This window comes from Rhizobium sp. KDH_Rht_773_N (assembly GCF_052946295.1).
This window is the reverse complement of record NZ_CM129525.1, coordinates 325,189-344,433: the sequence shown is the minus strand read 5'-3', so window position 1 is coordinate 344,433 and position 19,245 is coordinate 325,189. Positions and strand designations below refer to the sequence as shown.

The 19,245-nt window shown below is 61.6% G+C and carries 16 protein-coding genes and 1 pseudogene; 13 read left to right on the top strand and 4 right to left on the bottom strand.

Translation table 11 applies throughout. The features are described 5' to 3' along the window. Positions 1–2: 2 nt before the first annotated feature. The 8 genes from nuoL to ACU8HS_RS01765 all read left to right on the top strand — a co-directional run bounded on the left by nuoL (position 3) and on the right by ACU8HS_RS01765 (position 8,707). On the top strand, positions 3–1,997 hold the full coding sequence (gene nuoL, locus ACU8HS_RS01800; protein ID WP_112566296.1) for an NADH-quinone oxidoreductase subunit L: 1,995 nt from the start codon (positions 3–5) through the stop codon (positions 1,995–1,997). Further along, entirely contained in the window at positions 1,997–3,508 is a 1,512-nt protein-coding gene (locus ACU8HS_RS01795; RefSeq protein ID WP_112754541.1) for an NADH-quinone oxidoreductase subunit M, read from the top strand. The genes nuoL and ACU8HS_RS01795 overlap by 1 nt, the downstream gene beginning before the upstream one ends. Positions 3,509–3,522: 14 nt before the next feature. Next, positions 3,523–4,968, top strand: a complete 1,446-nt coding sequence (nuoN, locus tag ACU8HS_RS01790) for an NADH-quinone oxidoreductase subunit NuoN (protein ID WP_112566302.1) — start codon at positions 3,523–3,525, stop codon at positions 4,966–4,968. Further along, positions 4,968–5,732: a biotin--[acetyl-CoA-carboxylase] ligase gene (locus ACU8HS_RS01785; RefSeq protein WP_112566305.1), complete on the top strand. Its 765-nt coding sequence runs from the start codon at positions 4,968–4,970 to the stop codon at positions 5,730–5,732. The genes nuoN and ACU8HS_RS01785 overlap by 1 nt, the downstream gene beginning before the upstream one ends. 17 nt (positions 5,733–5,749) lie before the next feature. Next, a complete protein-coding gene (locus ACU8HS_RS01780; RefSeq protein ID WP_112566308.1) occupies positions 5,750–7,420 on the top strand; it encodes a ribonuclease J in 1,671 nt (556 codons plus the stop codon). 3 nt (positions 7,421–7,423) lie between these two features. Further along, complete coding sequence (gene mce / locus ACU8HS_RS01775) at positions 7,424–7,828, top strand: methylmalonyl-CoA epimerase (RefSeq protein ID WP_112754543.1); 405 nt, start codon at positions 7,424–7,426, stop codon at positions 7,826–7,828. A 98-nt stretch (positions 7,829–7,926) separates the two neighbouring features. After that, positions 7,927–8,316, top strand: a complete 390-nt coding sequence (locus ACU8HS_RS01770) for a hypothetical protein (protein ID WP_112702953.1) — start codon at positions 7,927–7,929, stop codon at positions 8,314–8,316. Positions 8,317–8,431: 115 nt separating this feature from the next. After that, positions 8,432–8,707: a DUF1467 family protein gene (locus ACU8HS_RS01765; protein WP_112566315.1), complete on the top strand. Its 276-nt coding sequence runs from the start codon at positions 8,432–8,434 to the stop codon at positions 8,705–8,707. 12 nt (positions 8,708–8,719) lie between these two features. On the opposite strand, the pseudogene ACU8HS_RS01760 reads toward ACU8HS_RS01765, so the two are convergent. Together ACU8HS_RS01760 and ACU8HS_RS01755 are read right to left on the bottom strand one after the other, a co-directional pair. Next, positions 8,720–8,946: pseudogene (locus ACU8HS_RS01760) on the bottom strand (hypothetical protein). A 369-nt stretch (positions 8,947–9,315) separates the two neighbouring features. Then, positions 9,316–9,594, bottom strand: coding sequence for a hypothetical protein (locus tag ACU8HS_RS01755; RefSeq protein WP_447015297.1), 279 nt, complete (start codon positions 9,592–9,594; stop codon positions 9,316–9,318). On the opposite strand from ACU8HS_RS01755, the gene proS reads away from it, so the two are divergent. Genes proS through ACU8HS_RS01740 form a run of 3 tightly spaced genes read left to right on the top strand, consistent with a single transcriptional unit; the run spans position 9,593 to position 12,970 of the window. After that, positions 9,593–10,915 carry a proline--tRNA ligase gene (proS, locus tag ACU8HS_RS01750; protein WP_112754545.1) on the top strand — a complete coding sequence of 441 codons (1,323 nt, stop codon included), beginning with the start codon at positions 9,593–9,595 and terminating at the stop codon, positions 10,913–10,915. The two genes, ACU8HS_RS01755 and proS, sit on opposite strands and share 2 nt — an antisense overlap. Positions 10,916–10,931: 16 nt before the next feature. Continuing rightward, positions 10,932–12,236: a lipoprotein-releasing ABC transporter permease subunit gene (locus ACU8HS_RS01745; RefSeq protein ID WP_112566321.1), complete on the top strand. Its 1,305-nt coding sequence runs from the start codon at positions 10,932–10,934 to the stop codon at positions 12,234–12,236. A 50-nt stretch (positions 12,237–12,286) separates the two neighbouring features. Further along, complete coding sequence (locus ACU8HS_RS01740) at positions 12,287–12,970, top strand: ABC transporter ATP-binding protein (protein WP_112566324.1); 684 nt, start codon at positions 12,287–12,289, stop codon at positions 12,968–12,970. 3 nt (positions 12,971–12,973) lie between these two features. On the opposite strand, the gene ACU8HS_RS01735 is transcribed toward ACU8HS_RS01740, so the two are convergent. Then, a complete protein-coding gene (locus tag ACU8HS_RS01735) occupies positions 12,974–13,435 on the bottom strand; it encodes a DUF5680 domain-containing protein (RefSeq protein WP_112754548.1) in 462 nt (153 codons plus the stop codon). A 312-nt stretch (positions 13,436–13,747) separates the two neighbouring features. On the opposite strand from ACU8HS_RS01735, the gene dnaE reads away from it, so the two are divergent. Continuing rightward, positions 13,748–17,233: a DNA polymerase III subunit alpha gene (dnaE, locus tag ACU8HS_RS01730; RefSeq protein ID WP_112754555.1), complete on the top strand. Its 3,486-nt coding sequence runs from the start codon at positions 13,748–13,750 to the stop codon at positions 17,231–17,233. 38 nt (positions 17,234–17,271) lie between these two features. Here dnaE and ACU8HS_RS01725 read toward each other — a convergent pair whose 3' ends face one another. Next, positions 17,272–18,669, bottom strand: coding sequence for an MFS transporter (locus tag ACU8HS_RS01725; protein ID WP_447015296.1), 1,398 nt, complete (start codon positions 18,667–18,669; stop codon positions 17,272–17,274). A gap of 142 nt (positions 18,670–18,811) precedes the next feature. On the opposite strand from ACU8HS_RS01725, the gene ACU8HS_RS01720 reads away from it, so the two are divergent. Next, positions 18,812–19,243: a winged helix-turn-helix transcriptional regulator gene (locus ACU8HS_RS01720; RefSeq protein ID WP_112566333.1), complete on the top strand. Its 432-nt coding sequence runs from the start codon at positions 18,812–18,814 to the stop codon at positions 19,241–19,243. Positions 19,244–19,245: the final 2 nt, after the last annotated feature.

Here is a 19,245-nt window from a genome sequence, read left to right as displayed (position 1 = left end):
TCATGTTCCTCTATAAGGCTATCGTCTTCCTTCCCCTGATCGGCGCGATCATCGCCGGCCTGTTCGGCCGTGCGATCGGCGCCAAGGCGTCGGAATATGTCACCAGCGGCCTGATGATCATCGCCGCCATCCTGTCCTGGATCGTCTTCTTCACGGTTGCGCTCGGCCACCCCGAAGGTGCCATCAAGGTCGAGGTTCTGCGCTGGATCCAGTCCGGCGGCATCGACGTTTCCTGGTCGCTGCGCGTCGATACGCTGACCTCGGTCATGCTGATCGTCGTCAACACGGTCTCGACCCTGGTGCACATCTACTCGATCGGTTACATGCACACCGATCCGCACCGCCCGCGCTTCTTCGCCTACCTGTCGCTCTTCACCTTCGCCATGCTCATGCTGGTGACGTCCGACAACCTCGCCCAGATGTTCTTCGGCTGGGAAGGCGTCGGTCTGGCCTCGTATCTGCTGATCGGCTTCTGGTACAAGAAGCCGTCGGCATCGGCGGCCGCCATGAAGGCCTTCATCGTCAACCGCGTCGGCGACTTCGGCTTCGTGCTCGGTATCGCCACCGTCTTCGTGCTGTTCGGCTCGATCAACCTCGACACGATCTTCGCCAATGCTTCGACCTTCGCTCCGGCTGAAGGCGGCGAGGCCGGTGAGGTGATCCTGAACCTCTTCGGCATGCATCTCGACAAGGCGCATGCGCTGACCGGCGCCTGCCTGCTGCTCTTCATGGGCGCCATGGGCAAGTCGGCGCAGTTCCTGCTGCACACCTGGCTGCCGGACGCCATGGAAGGCCCGACGCCGGTTTCCGCACTCATCCATGCCGCAACCATGGTTACGGCCGGCGTCTTCCTCGTCGCCCGCATGTCGCCGATCTTCGAACTTTCGCATGATGCGCTCGTCGTCGTGACGCTCATCGGCGCGATCACCGCCTTCTTCGCGGCGACCGTCGGCCTCGTGCAGAACGACATCAAGCGCGTCATCGCCTATTCGACCTGCTCGCAGCTCGGCTACATGTTCGTCGCTCTCGGCGTCGGCGCTTACGGCGCGGCAATCTTCCACCTCTTCACGCATGCCTTCTTCAAGGCTCTGCTCTTCCTCTGCGCCGGCTCGGTCATCCATGCCGTCGATGGCGAGCAGGACATGCGCTACATGGGCGGCCTGCGTCCGCACATCAAGGTCACGTTCTGGATGATGATCATCGGCACGCTGGCGATCACCGGTGTCGGCATTCCCTTCACCCCGGTCGGCTTTGCCGGTTTCTTCTCGAAGGACGTCATCATCGAGGCAACCTACGCGTCGCATTCGCCGGTTGCGGGCTTTGCCTTCTCGCTGCTGGTCATTGCCGCTCTCTTCACGAGCTTCTATTCCTGGCGCCTGATCTTCATGACTTTCTACGGCCGGCCGCGCGCTTCCCACGAGGTCATGCATCACGTCCATGAATCGCCGCAGGTCATGCTGGTGCCGCTCTACATCCTCGCCATCGGCGCGGTTGTGGCCGGCTTCCTCTTCGAAGGCCGTTTCTACGGCGAGGAATATGCCGAGTTCTGGAAGGGCGCGCTCTTCACCGGCGCCGAAAATGAGCTGGTGGAAGAATTCCATCACGTACCGGCCTGGGTCGGCCTCAGCCCCTTCATCGCCATGCTGCTCGGCTTCGTGATCGCCTGGTACATGTACATCCGGTCGCCCTCGACGCCGCGCAAGCTCGCCGAGCAGCACCGCGTGCTCTACCAGTTCCTGCTCAACAAGTGGTACTTCGACGAACTCTACGACTTCCTCTTCGTCCGCACCGCCAAGGCGCTTGGCAACTTCCTGTGGAAGAAGGGTGACGTCGGCGTCATCGATACCTACGGTCCGAACGGCGTCGCCGCCCGCGTGGTCAACGTGACCGACCGCGTCGTGCGCCTGCAGACCGGTTACCTCTATCACTATGCCTTCGCGATGCTGATCGGCATTGCGGCGCTCGTTACCTGGATGATGCTCGGGAGTTCTCTCTGATGACCGATTGGCCTATTCTTTCAACGGTCACCTTCCTGCCGCTCGTCGGCGTGGTGCTCCTGTTGCTGATGAACGGCGAAACCGAGAACGGCCGCAAGAACGTGCTGTGGATCTCGCTGATCACCACGGTCTTCACCTTCATCCTCTCGCTCTTCATCTGGATCGGTTTCGACAACGCCAATCCCGGCTTCCAGATGATCGAGCAGCATAGCTGGCTCGGCACCGGCATCGGTTATCATGTCGGCGTCGACGGCATCTCCATGCTGTTCATCATCCTGTCGACCTTCCTGATGCCCTTCTGCGTGCTCGCAAGCTGGCTGTCGGTCGAGAAGCGCCTGAAGGAATACATGATCGCCTTCCTCATCCTCGAAGTGATGATGGTCGGTGTCTTCGTGTCGCTCGATATCGTTCTCTTCTACGTCTTCTTCGAAGGCGGCCTCATCCCGATGTTCCTCATCATCGGTGTCTGGGGCGGTGCGAACCGCGTCTATGCGAGCTACAAGTTCTTCCTCTATACGCTGCTCGGCTCGGTGCTGATGCTGCTTGCCATCATGGCAATGTACTGGCAGGCCGGCACGACGGATATCGTCCAGCTGCTGGAATACAAGTTCCAGCCGGCCATGCAGACCTGGCTGTGGCTTGCCTTCTTCGCCTCCTTCGCGGTGAAGATGCCGATGTGGCCGGTTCACACCTGGCTCCCCGACGCGCACGTCCAGGCGCCGACGGCCGGTTCCGTCATCCTGGCAGGCGTGCTCCTGAAGCTCGGCGGCTACGGCCTGATCCGCTTCTCGATCGGCATGTTCCCGGTCGCGTCGGACTATTTCGCGCCGCTCGTCTTCGCCATGTCCGTCATCGCCATCATCTACACCTCGCTGGTCGCGATGATGCAGGACGACATCAAGAAGCTGATCGCCTATTCCTCCGTCGCTCACATGGGCTATGTGACGATGGGCATCTTCGCTGCGAACGCGCAGGGTCTGCAGGGTTCGATCTTCCAGATGCTGTCGCACGGCATCGTCTCCGGCGCGCTCTTCCTCTGCGTCGGCGTCGTCTACGACCGTACCCACACCCGCGAGATCGCGGCCTATGGCGGCCTGGTCAACAACATGCCGAAATATGCCGTCGCCTTCATGGTCTTCACCATGGCCAATGTCGGCCTGCCGGGCACGTCGGGCTTCATCGGCGAGTTCCTGACGCTCATCGGCGTCTTCCGCGCCAATACCTGGGTCGCGCTCTTTGCCGCCACCGGCGTCATCCTGTCGGCCGCCTATGCGCTCTGGCTCTATCGCCGGGTGATCTTCGGCGCGCTGGAAAAGGAAAAGCTGAAGGCACTGCTCGACCTTTCTCCGCGTGAACGCGTCATTCTCTATCCGCTGATCGCGCTCACCATCTTCTTCGGCGTCTATCCGGCTCCGGTCTTCGATGCGACCGCAGCTTCGGTAGACCATCTGATCAACAGCTATTCGGCCGCAGTGCAGGCAGCGCAGAATGTTGCGCTGTCGATGAAATGACGGGACTTTAGGACATGACTGCTGAAACAATCTCCCTGAGCCTGTACCTGTCCGCGCCGGAAATCATCCTCGCGATCGGTGCCCTCGTGCTGCTCATGATCGGCGTCTTTGCGGGCGAGCGGTCCGGTCCGCTCGTCAGCACGCTGGCGATGATCGTGCTTGCCGTCTCCGGCCTGTGGCTGATCTTCATTCCCGGCGACGGCCTCGCCTATGGCGGCGTCTACCTCGCCGACGGCTTTGCCCGCTTCATGAAGGTGCTGGCGCTGATCGGCTCCTTCGTCGCGCTGTTCATGTCGATGGGCCATGCGCGGGAAAACCAGCTCGACAAGTTCGAGTTCCCGGTTCTCCTGGTGCTCTGCACGCTCGGCATCATGCTGATGATCTCGGCCAACGACCTGATCTCGCTCTATCTCGGCCTCGAACTGCAGTCGCTGGCGATCTACGTCATCGCTGCGATCAACCGCGACAGCCTGAAGTCGACCGAAGCCGGCCTGAAATACTTCGTCCTCGGCGCCCTTTCCTCCGGCATGCTGCTCTACGGCATGTCGCTGGTCTACGGCTTCACCGGCCACACGCATTTCGCCGACATCGCCCAGGCGCTCACGGTCGAAGGCGCGAAGTCGCTCGGCCTGATCTTCGGCCTCGTCTTCATTCTCGCCGGCATCGCCTTCAAGATCTCCGCCGTCCCGTTCCACATGTGGACGCCGGACGTATACGAAGGCGCGCCGACCCCGGTCACCGCCTTCCTGGCAAGCGCCCCGAAGGTCGCCGCCATGGCGATGATGACGCGCATCGTCATCACCGCCTTCCAGCCGGTGCTGACCGACTGGCAGCAGGTCATCGTCTTCATCTCGATCGCCTCCATGCTGCTCGGTTCGTTTGCGGCAATCGGCCAGAAGAACATCAAGCGACTGATGGCCTATTCCTCGATCGGCCACATGGGTTATGCGCTGGTCGGCCTTGCCGCCGGCAACCATACCGGCGTCGCCGGCGTCATGCTCTACATGGCGATCTACATGGTCATGACGCTCGGCTCCTTCGCGATCATCATGTCGATGCGCCGCAAGGACGGCACGGTTGTCGAAAACGTCAGCGATCTTGCCGGCCTGTCGGCGACCAACCCCTTCATGGCCGTGGTGCTGACCGCGCTGATGTTCTCGCTTGCCGGCATTCCGCCGCTTGCCGGCTTCTTCGCGAAGTATTTCGTCTTCGTCGCCGCCATCGAGGCCAAGCTCTATGCGCTTGCCGTCATCGGTGTTCTGGCTTCGGTCGTCGGCGCCTATTATTATCTGCGCGTCATCAAGCTGATGTGGTTCGATGAGGCGACCGGCGAATTCGCCCGTGTCTCGGGCTCGCTGCGTCTCGTCTTCGGTCTCTCCGGCCTCTTCGTCGCCGCCTATGTTCTCATCGGCGGACCGATCGGCGGTGCGGCCGAGCTCGCTGCAGCGACGCTCTTCTGATGGCTTCCGACAAGCGGCGCCGGATATCGCTCGGCGATATCAGGCACGAGGCCTTGTCGGATACGTCGTCGACCAACACGGAATGCTTTGCCCGGGCTCGGGCAGGGGACGCCGGCCTGCTCTGGGTGACGGCGGAACGACAGACCGGCGGCCGCGGCCGCCGGGGCCGCCCCTGGGTTTCCGAGCGCGGCAATCTCTACGCCTCGCTTCTTCTCATCGATCCGGCGCCGATGGAGCGCCTTGCCTCCCTGCCGCTCGCCATCGCCGTTGCCGTGCATCAGGCGATCCGCAGCGTGCTGCCGCCGGGTGCTGAGCCGCTGGAGGTGAAGTGGCCGAACGATATTCTGATCGGGCGCAAGAAGACCTGCGGCATCCTCGTGGAAGGCGAACGGCTGGCCGACGGCCGCCATGCGGTCGTCATCGGCATCGGCATCAACGTATCCGTCATGCCCGACAATCCCATCTATCCCGTCACCTGTCTGCGAAATCAGGGAAGTGCGGCTTCGCCCGAAGAACTCTTCGCCCATCTCTTCGCCGCCATGGCCGAGATGCTCGATATCTGGGACGAAGGGCAGGGTATTGCCGAAGTCACGGCGCGGTGGCGGGCCGTCGCCTGCGGTATTGGCGAAAAGATAACCGTGAATCTGCCGGACCGGTCGATTTCCGGATATTTCGCGGGAATAGATGATAATGGCCTGTTGATGCTCGATACCGGCACAGGCAGGATGATGCCGATTGCGGCTGGCGATGTATTCTTTGGATAGTGGAAAAAACAAACATTATGGCGAAACAGGACGAACTGGTATTTCTCCCCTTGGGCGGCGTCGGCGAGATCGGGATGAATCTTGCGCTGTACGGCTACGGCCCGGCGGATCATCGCCAGTGGATCATGGTGGATTGCGGCGTCACCTTTCCGGGGCCGGATCTGCCGGGTGTCGATCTTGTCCTGCCGGATATCCGTTTCCTCGCCAACGAGCGCAAGAACCTCAAGGCGATCATCATCACCCACGCCCATGAGGATCATTACGGCGCGCTCGCCGATCTCTGGCCGGGCCTGAATGTCCCGGTCTATGCCTCGCCTTTCACGGCGGGCCTGCTGGAAGCCAAGCGCAATTTCGAGAAGGACGCGATCGGCGAAGTGCCGGTCACGATCTTCAAGGCGGGCGACAGGATCAATGCCGGTCCCTTCAGCATCGAGGGTGTGGCCGTCAACCATTCGATCCCCGAGCCCATGTCGCTGATGATCCGCACGCCGCTCGGCAATGTCATCCATACCGGCGACTGGAAGATCGATCACGAGCCTTCGCTCGGGCCGCTGACCGACGAGGCGCGTTTCCGCCAGCTCGGCGACGAGGGCGTTCTGGCTCTGCTCTGCGATTCCACCAACGCGCTGCGCGACGGCGTTTCCCCGTCCGAGAAGGATGTTTCCGAAAGCCTGCGCAAGATCATCGAGAATGCCGAGGGCCGTGTGGCGATCACCACTTTCTCCTCGAATGTCGGCCGTATCCGCACCGTCGCCGAAGCCGCCGAAGCTGCGGGCCGCGAAGTGCTGCTGCTTGGAAGCTCGCTGAAGCGCGTTTGCGACGTCGCCCAGGATATCGGCCTGATGGAAGGCATAAAGCCCTTCATCTCCGAGGAGGATTACGGCTTCATCCCGCGTGACAAGGTCGTCGTCATCCTCACCGGCAGCCAGGGTGAACCGCGTGCCGCCCTGGCCAAGCTTTCGCGCGACGAGATGCGCAACGTGGCCTTCGCCGCCGGCGATATCGTCGTCTTCTCCTCGCGCGCCATTCCCGGCAATGAGAAGGCGATCCAGGACATCAAGAACGGTCTCGTCGAACAGGGCGTCCACATCATCACCGATACGGAGGCGCTGGTGCATGTGTCGGGCCATCCGCGTCGCAACGAATTGCAGAAGATGTATGAATGGACGCGGCCGAAGATCGTCGTGCCCGTGCATGGCGAGGCCACGCATCTGACGGCGCACAAGGAACTTGCCGAACAGTCCGGCATTCCGACCGTGCCGCGTGTGCGCAATGGCGACGTGCTGCGGCTCGCTCCCGGTCCTGTCGAGGTGATCGACGAGGCGCCGCATGGCCGCATCTACAAGGACGGGTCGCTGATCGGCGACTTCGACGAGATGGGCATCGGCGAGCGCAAGAAGCTTGCCTATGTCGGCCATGTTGCCGTCAGCATCGTGCTCGACAACCGTTACGACATTATCGGCGAGCCCGATCTCGTGGCGATCGGCCTGCCGGCCTATGACGACGAGGGCGAGGATATGGAGGATACTCTGTTCGACGCCGCAATCAGCGCGATCGAAAGCATCCCGCGCGCCCGCCGCAAGGATCTCGACATGCTGCAGGAGGCCGCCCGCCGCGCCGTGCGCGCCGCCGCCAACAATGCCTGGGGCAAGAAGCCTGTCGTCACCGTCTTCATCACCAGGATCTGAGCGATGCTCGGCCGTGTGAACCATATTGCCATCGCCGTGCCCGACCTGACAGCTGCGGCCGCAAGCTATCGCGACACGCTGGGTGCCACGGTCTCGGCGCCGCAATCCCTGCCGGAGCATGGCGTCACGGTGGTTTTCGTTGAGCTGCCCAACACCAAGGTGGAACTGCTGGAGCCGCTGGGCGACGCCTCGCCCATCGCCGCCTTCCTCGAGAAGAATCCGTCGGGCGGCATGCATCACATCTGCTACGAGGTCGAGGATATCCTTGCGGCCCGCGACCGGCTGACGGCCTCGGGGGCGAGGGTGCTCGGGAACGGCGAGCCGAAGACCGGCGCCCATGGCAAACCGGTGTTATTCCTCCACCCGAAGGACTTTTTCGGTACCCTGATCGAGCTCGAACAGGTGTGACACACCTTTAGAATACAGCTGGTTTAGAATACAGCTGGTTTCCTGCCTGCACAATTTGCCTTTGGTTGCTATTATGCCTCCACACCGGGGAGGGTTGCATGTTCAAATCCATATATGTAGGCGCAGCGATCGCAATGATCACCTCTGGCGTAGCGCTAGCCGAAGCTCCAATGGATGCGAACGCGCTGGGTGACAAAGCAAGAGGGCAACTCGAATGTGCGGCGTTATATGGAGTGATCGCCGAACTATATCCGGAAAACTGGCAGACGCTTAGCAGAGAGAGAATGCGGGACGCCTTTGCTTTGCTGCGTAGCACCGGCCGGCAGAATCTGGCCCGTTCGGGCAGCGCGGGCGAATCCGCAGACCCGATCATCCAGGCGCGCGTTGAGGAAATCGTGAAGCTTGCCGAGGGGGAAGCAAAGACCGAGCTTCGACGGCTCTTCAACGATTGCAGCGATTTGTATAGGAAAACACTCCACGGGGATTGAAGCCGGTTAGTGCGTCAGAGTGACCTAAATTATTCCCCGCCTTTGAACTCTCCGTCATTCCGGCTTATAAGCTCGCAAAACCAGCCGCCAAGGCACCATATCGACGGGAACCACAATGTTTCAGGCCTTCCTCCAGGGATTCGCAGTCTATTTCATCATCTGGTGGATTACGCTTTTCGCCGTGCTGCCGATTGGCCTGCGCACCCAGGCGGAAGATAACGATATCGTGCTCGGCACCGTACCGAGCGCGCCGACCCGCTTCCGCCCGCTTTTCGTCTTCTCGCTGACGACGCTCATCTCAGGCGCGATCTATGGCGTCTGGTACATCTGTTCGACCTATTTTGGCCTCGGCTTCGATGCGCTTCCACAAATAGGGCCTAGCTTCTATTAGAACCTTTCCTGGTTAGATTGAAGCATTCTGCCGGAGCAGGTTTGTGTCAGGGCAAAGGCGATTGGCGCAGGGCATACCCTAAGGTACGTCCGAGCCGATCGCCTTTGATCCTGGTGCAAAGATGCCCGGCCCCGGCTGGTTTGCAAGCAAACCACCGGGGTTGGCTGAAACGGGCCGCCTGATCGACCGGCCGGCTTGGCCGTAGATCTGGCTACGACGCGCGCCGGCCGGTCGACCATCCGCCTCCGTTTGAGCCAACAGAATGCTGCAATCTAACCAGGAAAGGCTCTAAGAGTGACTTTTGCTCAATCTTTGAGCAGAAGCAAATACAACCGCGGAAAAATCTGTCATACGCACGTCATGCAACTCAGGCAAAGAGCTTGCGTAACGGAAAGGCGGGCCTACCTAGCGAAAGGCGGGTCTGGTTTTCGGGAGTGTCGGGAGCCGAAAAAGCAAAAAAAAACAAGGCCGGAAGCCTTGTTTTAATTATCGCGTGATCCTTAACCGTTACCGGGGCAGCGACAAGCGCGCCTAAGATCTGATCCTCCCAAGACTTGACCGCGAGTTCGGCAAGAATTTAACCTTCTTGCCTGTTTTGTGAGCTAAAGCTAGCTCAAAGATTGTGCTTTGTCATCAGCTTTTTTTGCATTTTTGCTACACTCACGCAAAATTTTTCTGTTGACAAGATTTACCTTCAAGCCCTTATAAATACGCGCTTTTTCGTGCCTGCTGAATTTATGGGCGCTAACATGCGTCTGCGGGAGGCGGCTCGCGTCGGTCGCGGGTTTCTTTCCTGCCGCGAAGCGGCTATGAACGCTCCCATCTTTAACAAAGACCGTCGATTCCGCTTGGGTAAGCGGCGTCTCAACTGTACCGGATTCCGCCATGCGTCTGTCCCGCTTCTTCGTGCCCATCCTCAAGGAAAACCCCAAGGAGGCGGAAATCGTCTCCCACCGGCTGATGCTGCGCGCCGGCATGATCCGCCAGCAGTCGCAGGGCATCTATTCCTGGCTGCCGCTCGGCAAGAAGGTGCTGGACAAGGTCAACAACATCATCCGCGAAGAGCAGAACCGCGCTGGCGCCATCGAGCTTCTGATGCCGACGCTGCAGTCGGCTGAACTCTGGCAGGAAAGCGGCCGTTACGACGCCTATGGCAAGGAGATGCTGCGCATCAAGGACCGTCAGGACCGCCCGATGCTCTACGGCCCGACCAACGAGGAAATGGTCACGGATATCTTCCGTTCCTTCGTGAAGTCCTACAAGGACCTGCCGCTCAATCTCTATCACATCCAGCTGAAGTTCCGTGACGAGATCCGTCCGCGCTTCGGCACCATGCGCTCGCGCGAATTCATGATGAAGGACGCCTATTCCTTCGACCTGACGCGCGAGGGCGCCGAACATTCCTACAACAAGATGTTCACTGCCTATCTGCGCACCTTCGATCGTCTCGGCCTGCGCGCCATTCCGATGCGCGCCGATACCGGCCCGATCGGCGGGAATCTCAGCCATGAATTCATCATCCTCGCCGATACCGGCGAATCCGAAGTCTTCTGCCACAAGGATTTCGTCGATTTCGACATTCCCGCCGAAAACACCGATTTCGACAGTGTCGAGGGCCTGAAGGGGGTCTTCGACAAGTGGACGTCGCTTTACGCCGCGACCTCGGAAATGCACGACGAGGCGGCCTTCAACGCCATTCCGGAAGGCGACCGTCTTTCTGCGCGCGGCATCGAAGTCGGCCATATTTTCTACTTCGGTACGAAATATTCCGAGCCGATGGGTGCCAAGGTGCAAGGTCCCGACGGCAAGGAACACTTCGTTCACATGGGTTCCTACGGTATCGGCCCGACGCGCCTTGTTCCCGCCATCATCGAAGCTTCGCATGACGAGAACGGAATCATCTGGCCGGAATCGGTCGCGCCCTTCGACGTCGTGGTCATCAACATGAAGGCCGGCGACGAGGCCTGCGACGGTACCTGCGAGCTGATCTATGCGGCGCTGACCAAGGCCGGCAAGGACGTGCTCTACGACGACACGGACGACCGTGCCGGCACCAAGTTTGCGACCGCCGACCTGATCGGCGTGCCGTACCAGATCATTGCCGGCCCGCGCGCGGTCGCGAACGGCGAAGTGGAAGTGAAGGACCGCAAGACCGGCGCCCGCGAAACGATGACCATCGAGGCGGCGATCAACAGGTTCGTGGCTTAAGAAAGACGGAGGCGAAATGGCAGAGGCAGCAGTGGACCGGAGTTCCAAATCCGGCTTGGGTCCGGCTGGCAAGCCATTTTCCACCTTCGAACGCCTGGTGGCGTGGCGCTATCTGCGCGCCCGCCGCAAGGAGGCCTTCATCTCGGTCATTGCCGGCTTCTCCTTCGTCGGCATCATGCTCGGCGTTGCGACGCTGATCATCGTCATGGCGGTGATGAACGGGTTCCGCACCGAGCTCGTCTCCCGCATCCTCGGCATCAACGGCCACATGATCATCCAGCCGGTCGACGGCCCCTTTACCGATTATGCCGACCTGGTGAAGAAATTCGAGGCCGTGCCCGGTATCAAGATGGCGCTGCCTCTGGTGGAAGGCCAGGTTCTCGCGTCCTCGCAGACGGGCGGCAGCACGGGCGCGCTGGTGCGCGGCACGCGGGCTGAAGACCTCAGCAAGCTCAAGACCGTCTCCGACAATATCAAGTCGGGCGACATGGTGGGCTTTGCCGCGGGCGACGGCGTCCTGGTCGGCAGCCGCATGGCAGACCAGCTCGGCCTGCGCGTCGGCGACCTGATCACGCTGACGTCACCGGAAGGTGACGTGACGCCGATGGGCGTCAATCCGCGCATCAAGTCCTACAAGATATCAGGCCTTTTCGAGATCGGCATGTCGGAATACGACGCCTCGATCATCTACATGCCGCTCGAGGAATCGCAGCTCTATTTCAATGCGGACGGGCTGGTGCAGTCGATCGAGCTCTTCGTCAACAACCCCGACGACATCGACAATCTGAGGCCCAAGGTGGAGGAGGCGGCCGGCCGGCAGATCGCCATCACCGACTGGCGCCAGCGCAACCAGACCTTCTTCTCCGCCCTGCAGGTGGAGCGCAACGTGATGTTCATGATCCTGACGCTGATCGTGCTCGTCGCCGCGCTCAACATCATTTCCGGCCTCATCATGCTGGTGAAGGACAAGGGCAGCGACATCGCCATCCTGCGCACGATGGGCGCCAGTTCCGGCGCCATCATGCGCATCTTCTTCATGACCGGGGCTGCGATCGGCATTGTCGGCACGATCGCCGGTGTGCTGCTCGGCGTCGTCGTCTGCATCAACATCGAATCCATCCGCCAGTTCTTCTCCTGGGTATCGGGCACGGTGCTCTTCGATCCGCAGCTCTATTTCCTGAGCCAGCTGCCGGCGGAAATGGATATCAGCGAAACGGTCTCCGTCGTCGTCATGGCGCTGACGCTCTCCTTCATCGCAACGATCTTTCCGGCCTGGCGCGCCTCCCGCCTCGACCCCGTCCAGGCCCTTCGTTACGAATAAGGCCGTGCCACAGGCCACGTTCAAGGCCCAATCCAAGGAATGCCGCATTCATGAAACGCAACGTCGTTCTCAAGCTCTCGGGCGTCGAGCGCCACTACGGACAGGGCGAAACGCTGCTGACCATCCTCAAGGGCGCGGATTTTTCGCTGACGAGCGGCGAGATGGTGGCGCTGGTGGCGCCGTCCGGCACGGGCAAATCGACGCTTTTGCATGTCGCGGGCCTGCTGGAACATCCCGATGGCGGCGAGGTGACGGTCAACGGCCGCCCCTGTGACGGCCTCTCCGACGAGAAGCGCACGGCGATCCGCCGCAGCGAGATCGGTTTCGTCTATCAGTTCCACCACCTGCTGCCGGAATTCTCCGCGCAGGAAAACATCATGATGCCGCAGCTCATCGCCGGCCTCTCGTGGAAAGAGGCGAGCGAGCGGGCAAAGATGCTTCTGGACTATATGCGCATCGGCCATCGCGGCACGCACCGGCCGGCGGAGCTTTCCGGCGGCGAGCAGCAGCGTGTGGCTATCGCCCGTGCCGTTGCCAATGCGCCGAGCCTGCTTCTGGCCGACGAGCCGACCGGCAATCTCGACCCCGAAACCGCCAACTACGTCTTCGACGCGCTCGAAGCGCTGGTGCGCCAGTCCGGCCTCGCCGCGCTGATCGCCACCCACAATCACGAGCTTGCCCGGCGCATGGACCGGCGCGTGACGATCTCCGACGGCAAGGTCGTGGATTTCTGATCTTCAGGCGACGATCAGGCCGCCGCGATAATCGAGCTCGTAAGCCTTCCGGCCACCCACCTCGATGAATTCGTGCCCGCGAAAATGCGTGCAATCGCCTTCGCTCGTATCGACATAGTGGCCGAGCGTGTGATCGAAGACCATGCCGCCGAGGAAGCGGCCCTGCCTGTAGAGCTGTGACAGGGCGGCGCGGATGATGCTGCCGGCGACCGTCGCATCGATGATGTCGGGCTCGATGATCCGCCCGAAATAGTTCATGGCCCAGACCGGCTTTTCCTCCAGCCACACGACTTCCTGACCGGCAAAATCCGTGCCGCCGAAATAGCTGTCGAGATAGCGCCAGATGCCGCGCTTGTAGCCGAGGTCATGGGCACCGATCCGATAGGAAGGCTGCGCCTTGGCGCCGGCGACATAGGTCTGCGATTTGGCTTCGACTATGAAGCCATTGAGTTCCAGAACGTCCATCGTCTCTCTGCTCCGACGTTAACCATGTCCCGCGGAAGCGGGAGGGAATCCTGTTGACAACAGAACATACATGGAACAAATTAAAAACATAAGAGCAAAGGAGAGCCAAATGACTGACATGATCCGTGATATCGCAGCATTCACCTCCATCGCAATGTTCATCGCCAGCTTCTCGCTGATCGTCATGGCAATGTAAGAATTCGGGGGACCGCATGGCTGCCATGCGGTCCTGAAGCGGGACTTTTTCTGGACAGAATCGCCTTCAATGCCGACAATGCGCGCTCTTCATTGAGGCGGTTGGAAGGGCATGTCATGGCGGATGCGGAACAGGGTGCGATCGGCGGAAAGCCGGGCTTCGTTCATCTGAGGGTTCATTCCGCCTATTCGCTGCTCGAAGGCGCATTGCCTCTCAAGAAGATCCTCTACAAGGCCTCCGGCGACAGCCAGCCGGCGATCGCCATCACCGATACCAACAATCTCTTCGTCGCCCTGGAATTTTCCCAGAAGGCGATGGACGAGGGCCTGCAGCCGATCATCGGCTGCCAGGTGTCGATCGACATGGAAGACGGTCTCGAAACCGAACGGCGGGGTGGTCAGCAGGCGCTCGTCAAGCTGCCTTCCATCGTGCTTCTGTCGGCGACCGATGCTGGCTACGAGCGGCTGGTCGACCTTGTCAGCCGCGCCTATCTCAGCGGCGAAGGCAACTCGACCGTCCATATCCGCTCCTCCTGGCTGGAGGAGATCGGCACGGATGGGCTGATCGCGCTCACCGGCGCCGCGACAGGCCCGGTCGACATGCCGCTGAAGGACGGCCATGCCGGCCCGGCGGAGACGCGGCTGCTGACGTTGAAGCGCATCTTCGGCGATCGGCTCTATGTCGAGCTGCAGCGGCACGGGACTTACGACAGGCGCCATGAACAGAAGGTCATCGGCCTTGCTTACAAGCACGACCTGCCGCTGGTCGCGACCAACGAGGCCTTCTTCCCGACGCGCGACGATTACGACGCGCATGACGCGCTGATGGCGGTCGCTCACAACGCCATCGTTTCCGATGACAGCCGCTTCCGTCTCTCGCCGGATCACTACCTGAAAAGCCGTGCCGAGATGGAAAAGCTCTTCGCCGATCTGCCGGAGGCGCTGGACAATACGGTCGAGATCGCAAGGCGCTGCTCCTTCGTGCTGAAGACGCGCAAACCGATCCTGCCGCGCTTCACCGGCGCCACCGCCGATCCGGAAGAGGCAGAACGCGCCGAGGCGCTAGAGCTTCGCCGGCAGGCGCAGGAGGGGCTGGACATGCGCCTGGCGACGCTTGGCATGTCGGCTGGCTACGAGGAGAAGGACTATCGCGAACGGCTGGAATTCGAACTCAGCGTTATCGAGCGCATGAAGTTCCCCGGCTACTTCCTGATCGTTTCGGACTTCATCAAATGGGCCAAGCAGCACGACATCCCGGTCGGTCCCGGCCGCGGCTCGGGCGCCGGCTCGCTGGTCGCCTATGCGCTGACGATTACCGACGTCGATCCGCTGCGCTTCTCGCTGCTCTTCGAACGCTTCCTCAATCCGGAACGCGTCTCGATGCCCGACTTCGATATCGACTTCTGCCAGGACCGCCGCGAAGAGGTGATCCGCTACGTGCAGCGCAAATATGGGCGCGAGCAGGTGGCGCAGATCATCACCTTCGGTTCGCTGCAGGCGCGCGCCGCATTGCGCGATGTCGGCCGCGTGCTGGAAATGCCCTATGGCCAGGTCGACAAGATCTGCAAGCTGGTGCCGAACAACCCGGCAAACCCGACGCCGCTGTCGAAGGCGATCGAGGAAGAACCGAAGCTGCAGGAAGAAGCGGCCAAGGAGCCCGTCGTCGCCCGGCTGCTCGACATTGCCCAGAAGATCGAAGGCCTCTATCGCCACGCCTCGACCCACGCCGCCGGCATCGTGATCGGCGACCGCCCGCTGTCGAAGCTCGTGCCGATGTACCGCGATCCGCGCTCCGACATGCCGGTCACGCAGTTCAACATGAAGTGGGTGGAGCAGGCCGGCCTCGTCAAGTTCGACTTCCTCGGCCTGAAGACCCTGACCGTGCTGAAGGTCGCCGTCGATTTCTGCAAGAAGCGCGGCATCGAGGTGGATCTCGCCAAGATCCCGCTCGATGACAAGAAGACCTACGAGATGCTGTCGCGCGGCGAAACCGTCGGCGTGTTCCAGGTTGAAAGTGCCGGCATGCGCAAGGCGCTGATCGGCATGAAACCGGACTGCATCGAAGACATTATCGCGCTGGTCGCCCTCTATCGCCCCGGTCCGATGGAGAACATCCCGACCTACAATGCCCGCAAGCATGGCGACGAAGAGCTGGAATCGATCCATCCGATGATCGACCATCTTCTCAAGGAAACGCAGGGCGTTATCGTCTACCAGGAACAGGTGATGCAGATCGCCCAGGTCCTGTCGGGCTATTCGCTCGGCGAAGCCGATCTTCTGCGCCGCGCCATGGGTAAGAAGATCAAGGCCGAAATGGACCAGCAGCGCGAACGTTTCGTTGACGGCGCGGTCAAGAACGGCGTCTCCAAGCCGCAGGCCGACAACATTTTCGAACTGCTGGCGAAGTTCGCTAACTACGGCTTCAACAAGTCGCACGCCGCCGCCTACGCCATCGTCTCCTACCAGACGGCCTATATGAAGGCGCATTACCCGGTCGAGTTCCTGGCCGCGTCGATGACGCTCGATATGTCGAATACCGAAAAGGTCAACGACTTCCGCCAGGATGCCAAGCGTCTCGGCATCGAGGTCATCGCGCCCTCTGTCCAGACCTCGTTCCGCCATTTCGAGACCGGCGACAACCGCATCTATTACGCGCTGGCGGCAATCAAGGGCGTCGGCGAATCCGCGGTTGATCACATCGTCGAAATGCGCGGCGACAAGCCCTTTGCCAGCATCGAGGATTTCTGCCTGCGCATCGATCCGCGCCAGGTGAACCGCCGTGTCTTGGAAAGCCTGATCTATGCCGGCGCTTTCGATTGCTTCAAGCTGGATCGCGCCCAGCTTTCTGCCGGCCTCGACCGCGTGCTCGGTTATGCGCAGCGCGCCCAGGAAAACAAGCTGAGCGGCCAGTCGGATATTTTCGGCGGCGCGCTGTCCTCGGGGCCGGAAAAGATCGCCCTGCCGCCGTTTTCGCCCTGGCTCGCCTCCGAGCGGTTGCTCAAGGAATTCCAGGTGCTGGGCTTCTATCTGACGGCCCATCCGCTCGACAGCTACAACAACATCCTCCAGAAGATGCGCGTCCAGACCTTCCAGGAGTTCTCAGCCGCCGTGAAGCAGGGGGCCGCCAACGGGCGACTGGCGGGCACGGTGATTTCCAAGCAGGAGCGCAAGACGCGCACCGGCAACAAGATGGGCATCATCGTCTTTTCGGATTCCTCCGGTCAGTATGAAGCCGTGCTCTTCTCGGAAATGCTGAACCAGTATCGCGACGTGCTGGAGCCCGGCAAATCCTTCGTCATCACCGCCACCGGCGAAGAGCGGCCGGAAGGTGTCAGCCTGCGTCTGCAGACAATCCAGTCGCTGGAGGAAAAATCGCTGCAGATGCAGAAGGCGCTGCGCGTCTACGTGCGCGATTCCGGCCCGTTGCGCGCCGTCGCCGCGCATCTGAACGCCAAGGGCGACGGTCTCGTCTCCTTCATCGTCATCAAGGAGGAGGGCAAGCGCGAGGTCGAGGTGGTGTTGCAGGACAAGTACCGCATCACGCCGGAGATCGCCGCTGCCTTGCGGGCGGCACCCGGCGTCGTCGACGTCGAACTCGTCTGACGGAAACGGCAACCGGCAGGGTGCCGGTTGCCCTCCTTTCAGCCGGCCTGCAGGCGGCAGGATGTATCCGCGCAGCGCCCCCGGCCCATGCCCATGATGACCATGCCGACCAGCGTCGCCCCGACCGGCACGAGAAGCGCGGCGCGCAATGCCTCCAGCCGTTCGGACGGGCTTTCGCCGTCGCCGAGGACAAACGTGCCGACGGCACTGACGGCGGAGAGGCCGAGGGCCGCGCCGAACTGGAACGAGGTATTCACCAGCCCGCTCGCCAGTCCCTGCTCGCCTTCGGCAATGCCATCGGTCGCGATGATCGTCAGTGGGCCGTAGCCGAGCGAGAAGGCAAGGCCGAGCAGGATCGTCGACGGCAGCATCGCCGCATAGGTCCAGTCGAGACCCATGCCGAGGAAGAGCGCGTAGCCGGCGACGGCAAAGGCAAAGCCGCCAAGCACCACGCGCCTGTTGCCGAAACGCTCCACGAGCATGGGTGTCAGCAGCGGCGCCAGAATGGCGTCCATGCCGATGACGATCAGGGCAAGGCTGGTCTGGAAGGAAGACCAGCCGAGCAGTTCCTGCAGATAGAGCGAAACGATGAACTGGAAGCCGAAGAAAGCGCCGGTAAAGAGCATCGCTGCGAGGTTGGATTGCACCAGCGCGCCAGACCGGAAGATGCCGAGCCGCACCAGCGGCGCCCGCGAATTGCGCTCGATGAGGATGAAGGCAAGCCAGAGCAGCGCGCTTGCCCCCGCCGCCGCGATCGTCCGGTTCAGGTCGTCGCCTGCATGCTCCAGCCGGGTCAGGGCATAGGCGGCAGATAACATGGCGCCGGTCAGGGTCAGCGCGCCGGCCATGTCGAACCTCTGGCGCGGGGCTGCCTCTTGCCGGGTTTCCACGATCAGCTTCATGCCGGCAACGAGCAGGACGGCCGAGAAGATGACCGGCGCGAAGAACACCCAGCGCCAGCCGACAGCGGAAAGAAGCCCGCCGATCACGAGGCCGAGCGAAAAGCCGGCCGAGGCCGTGCCGGCGTAGATCAGCACCGCCCTGTTGCGCTGCGCCCCCTCGGGAAAGCTGCCGTTGATGAGCGCGAGGCCGGCGGGCGTCATGAAGGCGGCCGCAGCACCCGTGACGAAGCGGGCCGTCAGCAGCATCCAGCCCTCGGTCGCAAAGCCGCCGAGACCGGAAAACAGCAGGAAGACGGTCAGCGCCGTCAGGAAGACCTTGCGCTTGCCGTACATATCGGCGACGCGCCCGCCGAGCAGCATCAGCCCGGCATAGGCAAGCACATAGGCCGACACCACGGCGCTGAGCGTCGTGGTCGAAAGCGCAAGTTCGGCGCGGATCGAGGGCAGGGCGATATTGAGCATGGCGGCGTCGATGCCTTCGAGGAAGATCGCGCCGCACAGGACGGCAAGCATGCCGGCGGCACGGCCGCTCATTTTCCCGCTATCGGCGGCCAGAGGAGGACTTGCAGACATCATCGATTCCTTGTTCGTGAAGCAGGGAAGAGCGAGAATGGTTACATACTGATCCTCGGTTCCCTATTGTAACCAAGGCTGACATAAGGCATGGTTCGATCCCATGGAAGAAGGCACTTCAAACTCACCGAGTGACTGCTGCAGCACCGATCGTGACTACGACATCCACCAGTGGGATGCGCGGGAGGACTGCGAGGTACGCCAGATCCTGGATCGCATCGCCGACAAATGGTCGCTGCTCGTCATCGCCCTGCTCGAAAAGCGCACCTTGCGTTTTACCGAATTGCGCAAGAGCATCGACGGCATCAGCCAGCGCATGCTGACGACGACATTGCGCCAGCTGGAGCGTGACGGCCTGATCGAACGGAAAGTCTATCCGGTGGTGCCGCCAAGGGTCGATTACGCTCTAACGGAGCTCGGCTGCACGCTGCACGACACGATCAAGGCGCTCGTGGTCTGGACCGAGACGAACCAGGCAAAGATCATCGCCGCCCGCCGAATTTACGACGAACGTGCCAGCGAGAAGCTCTGGTAGGC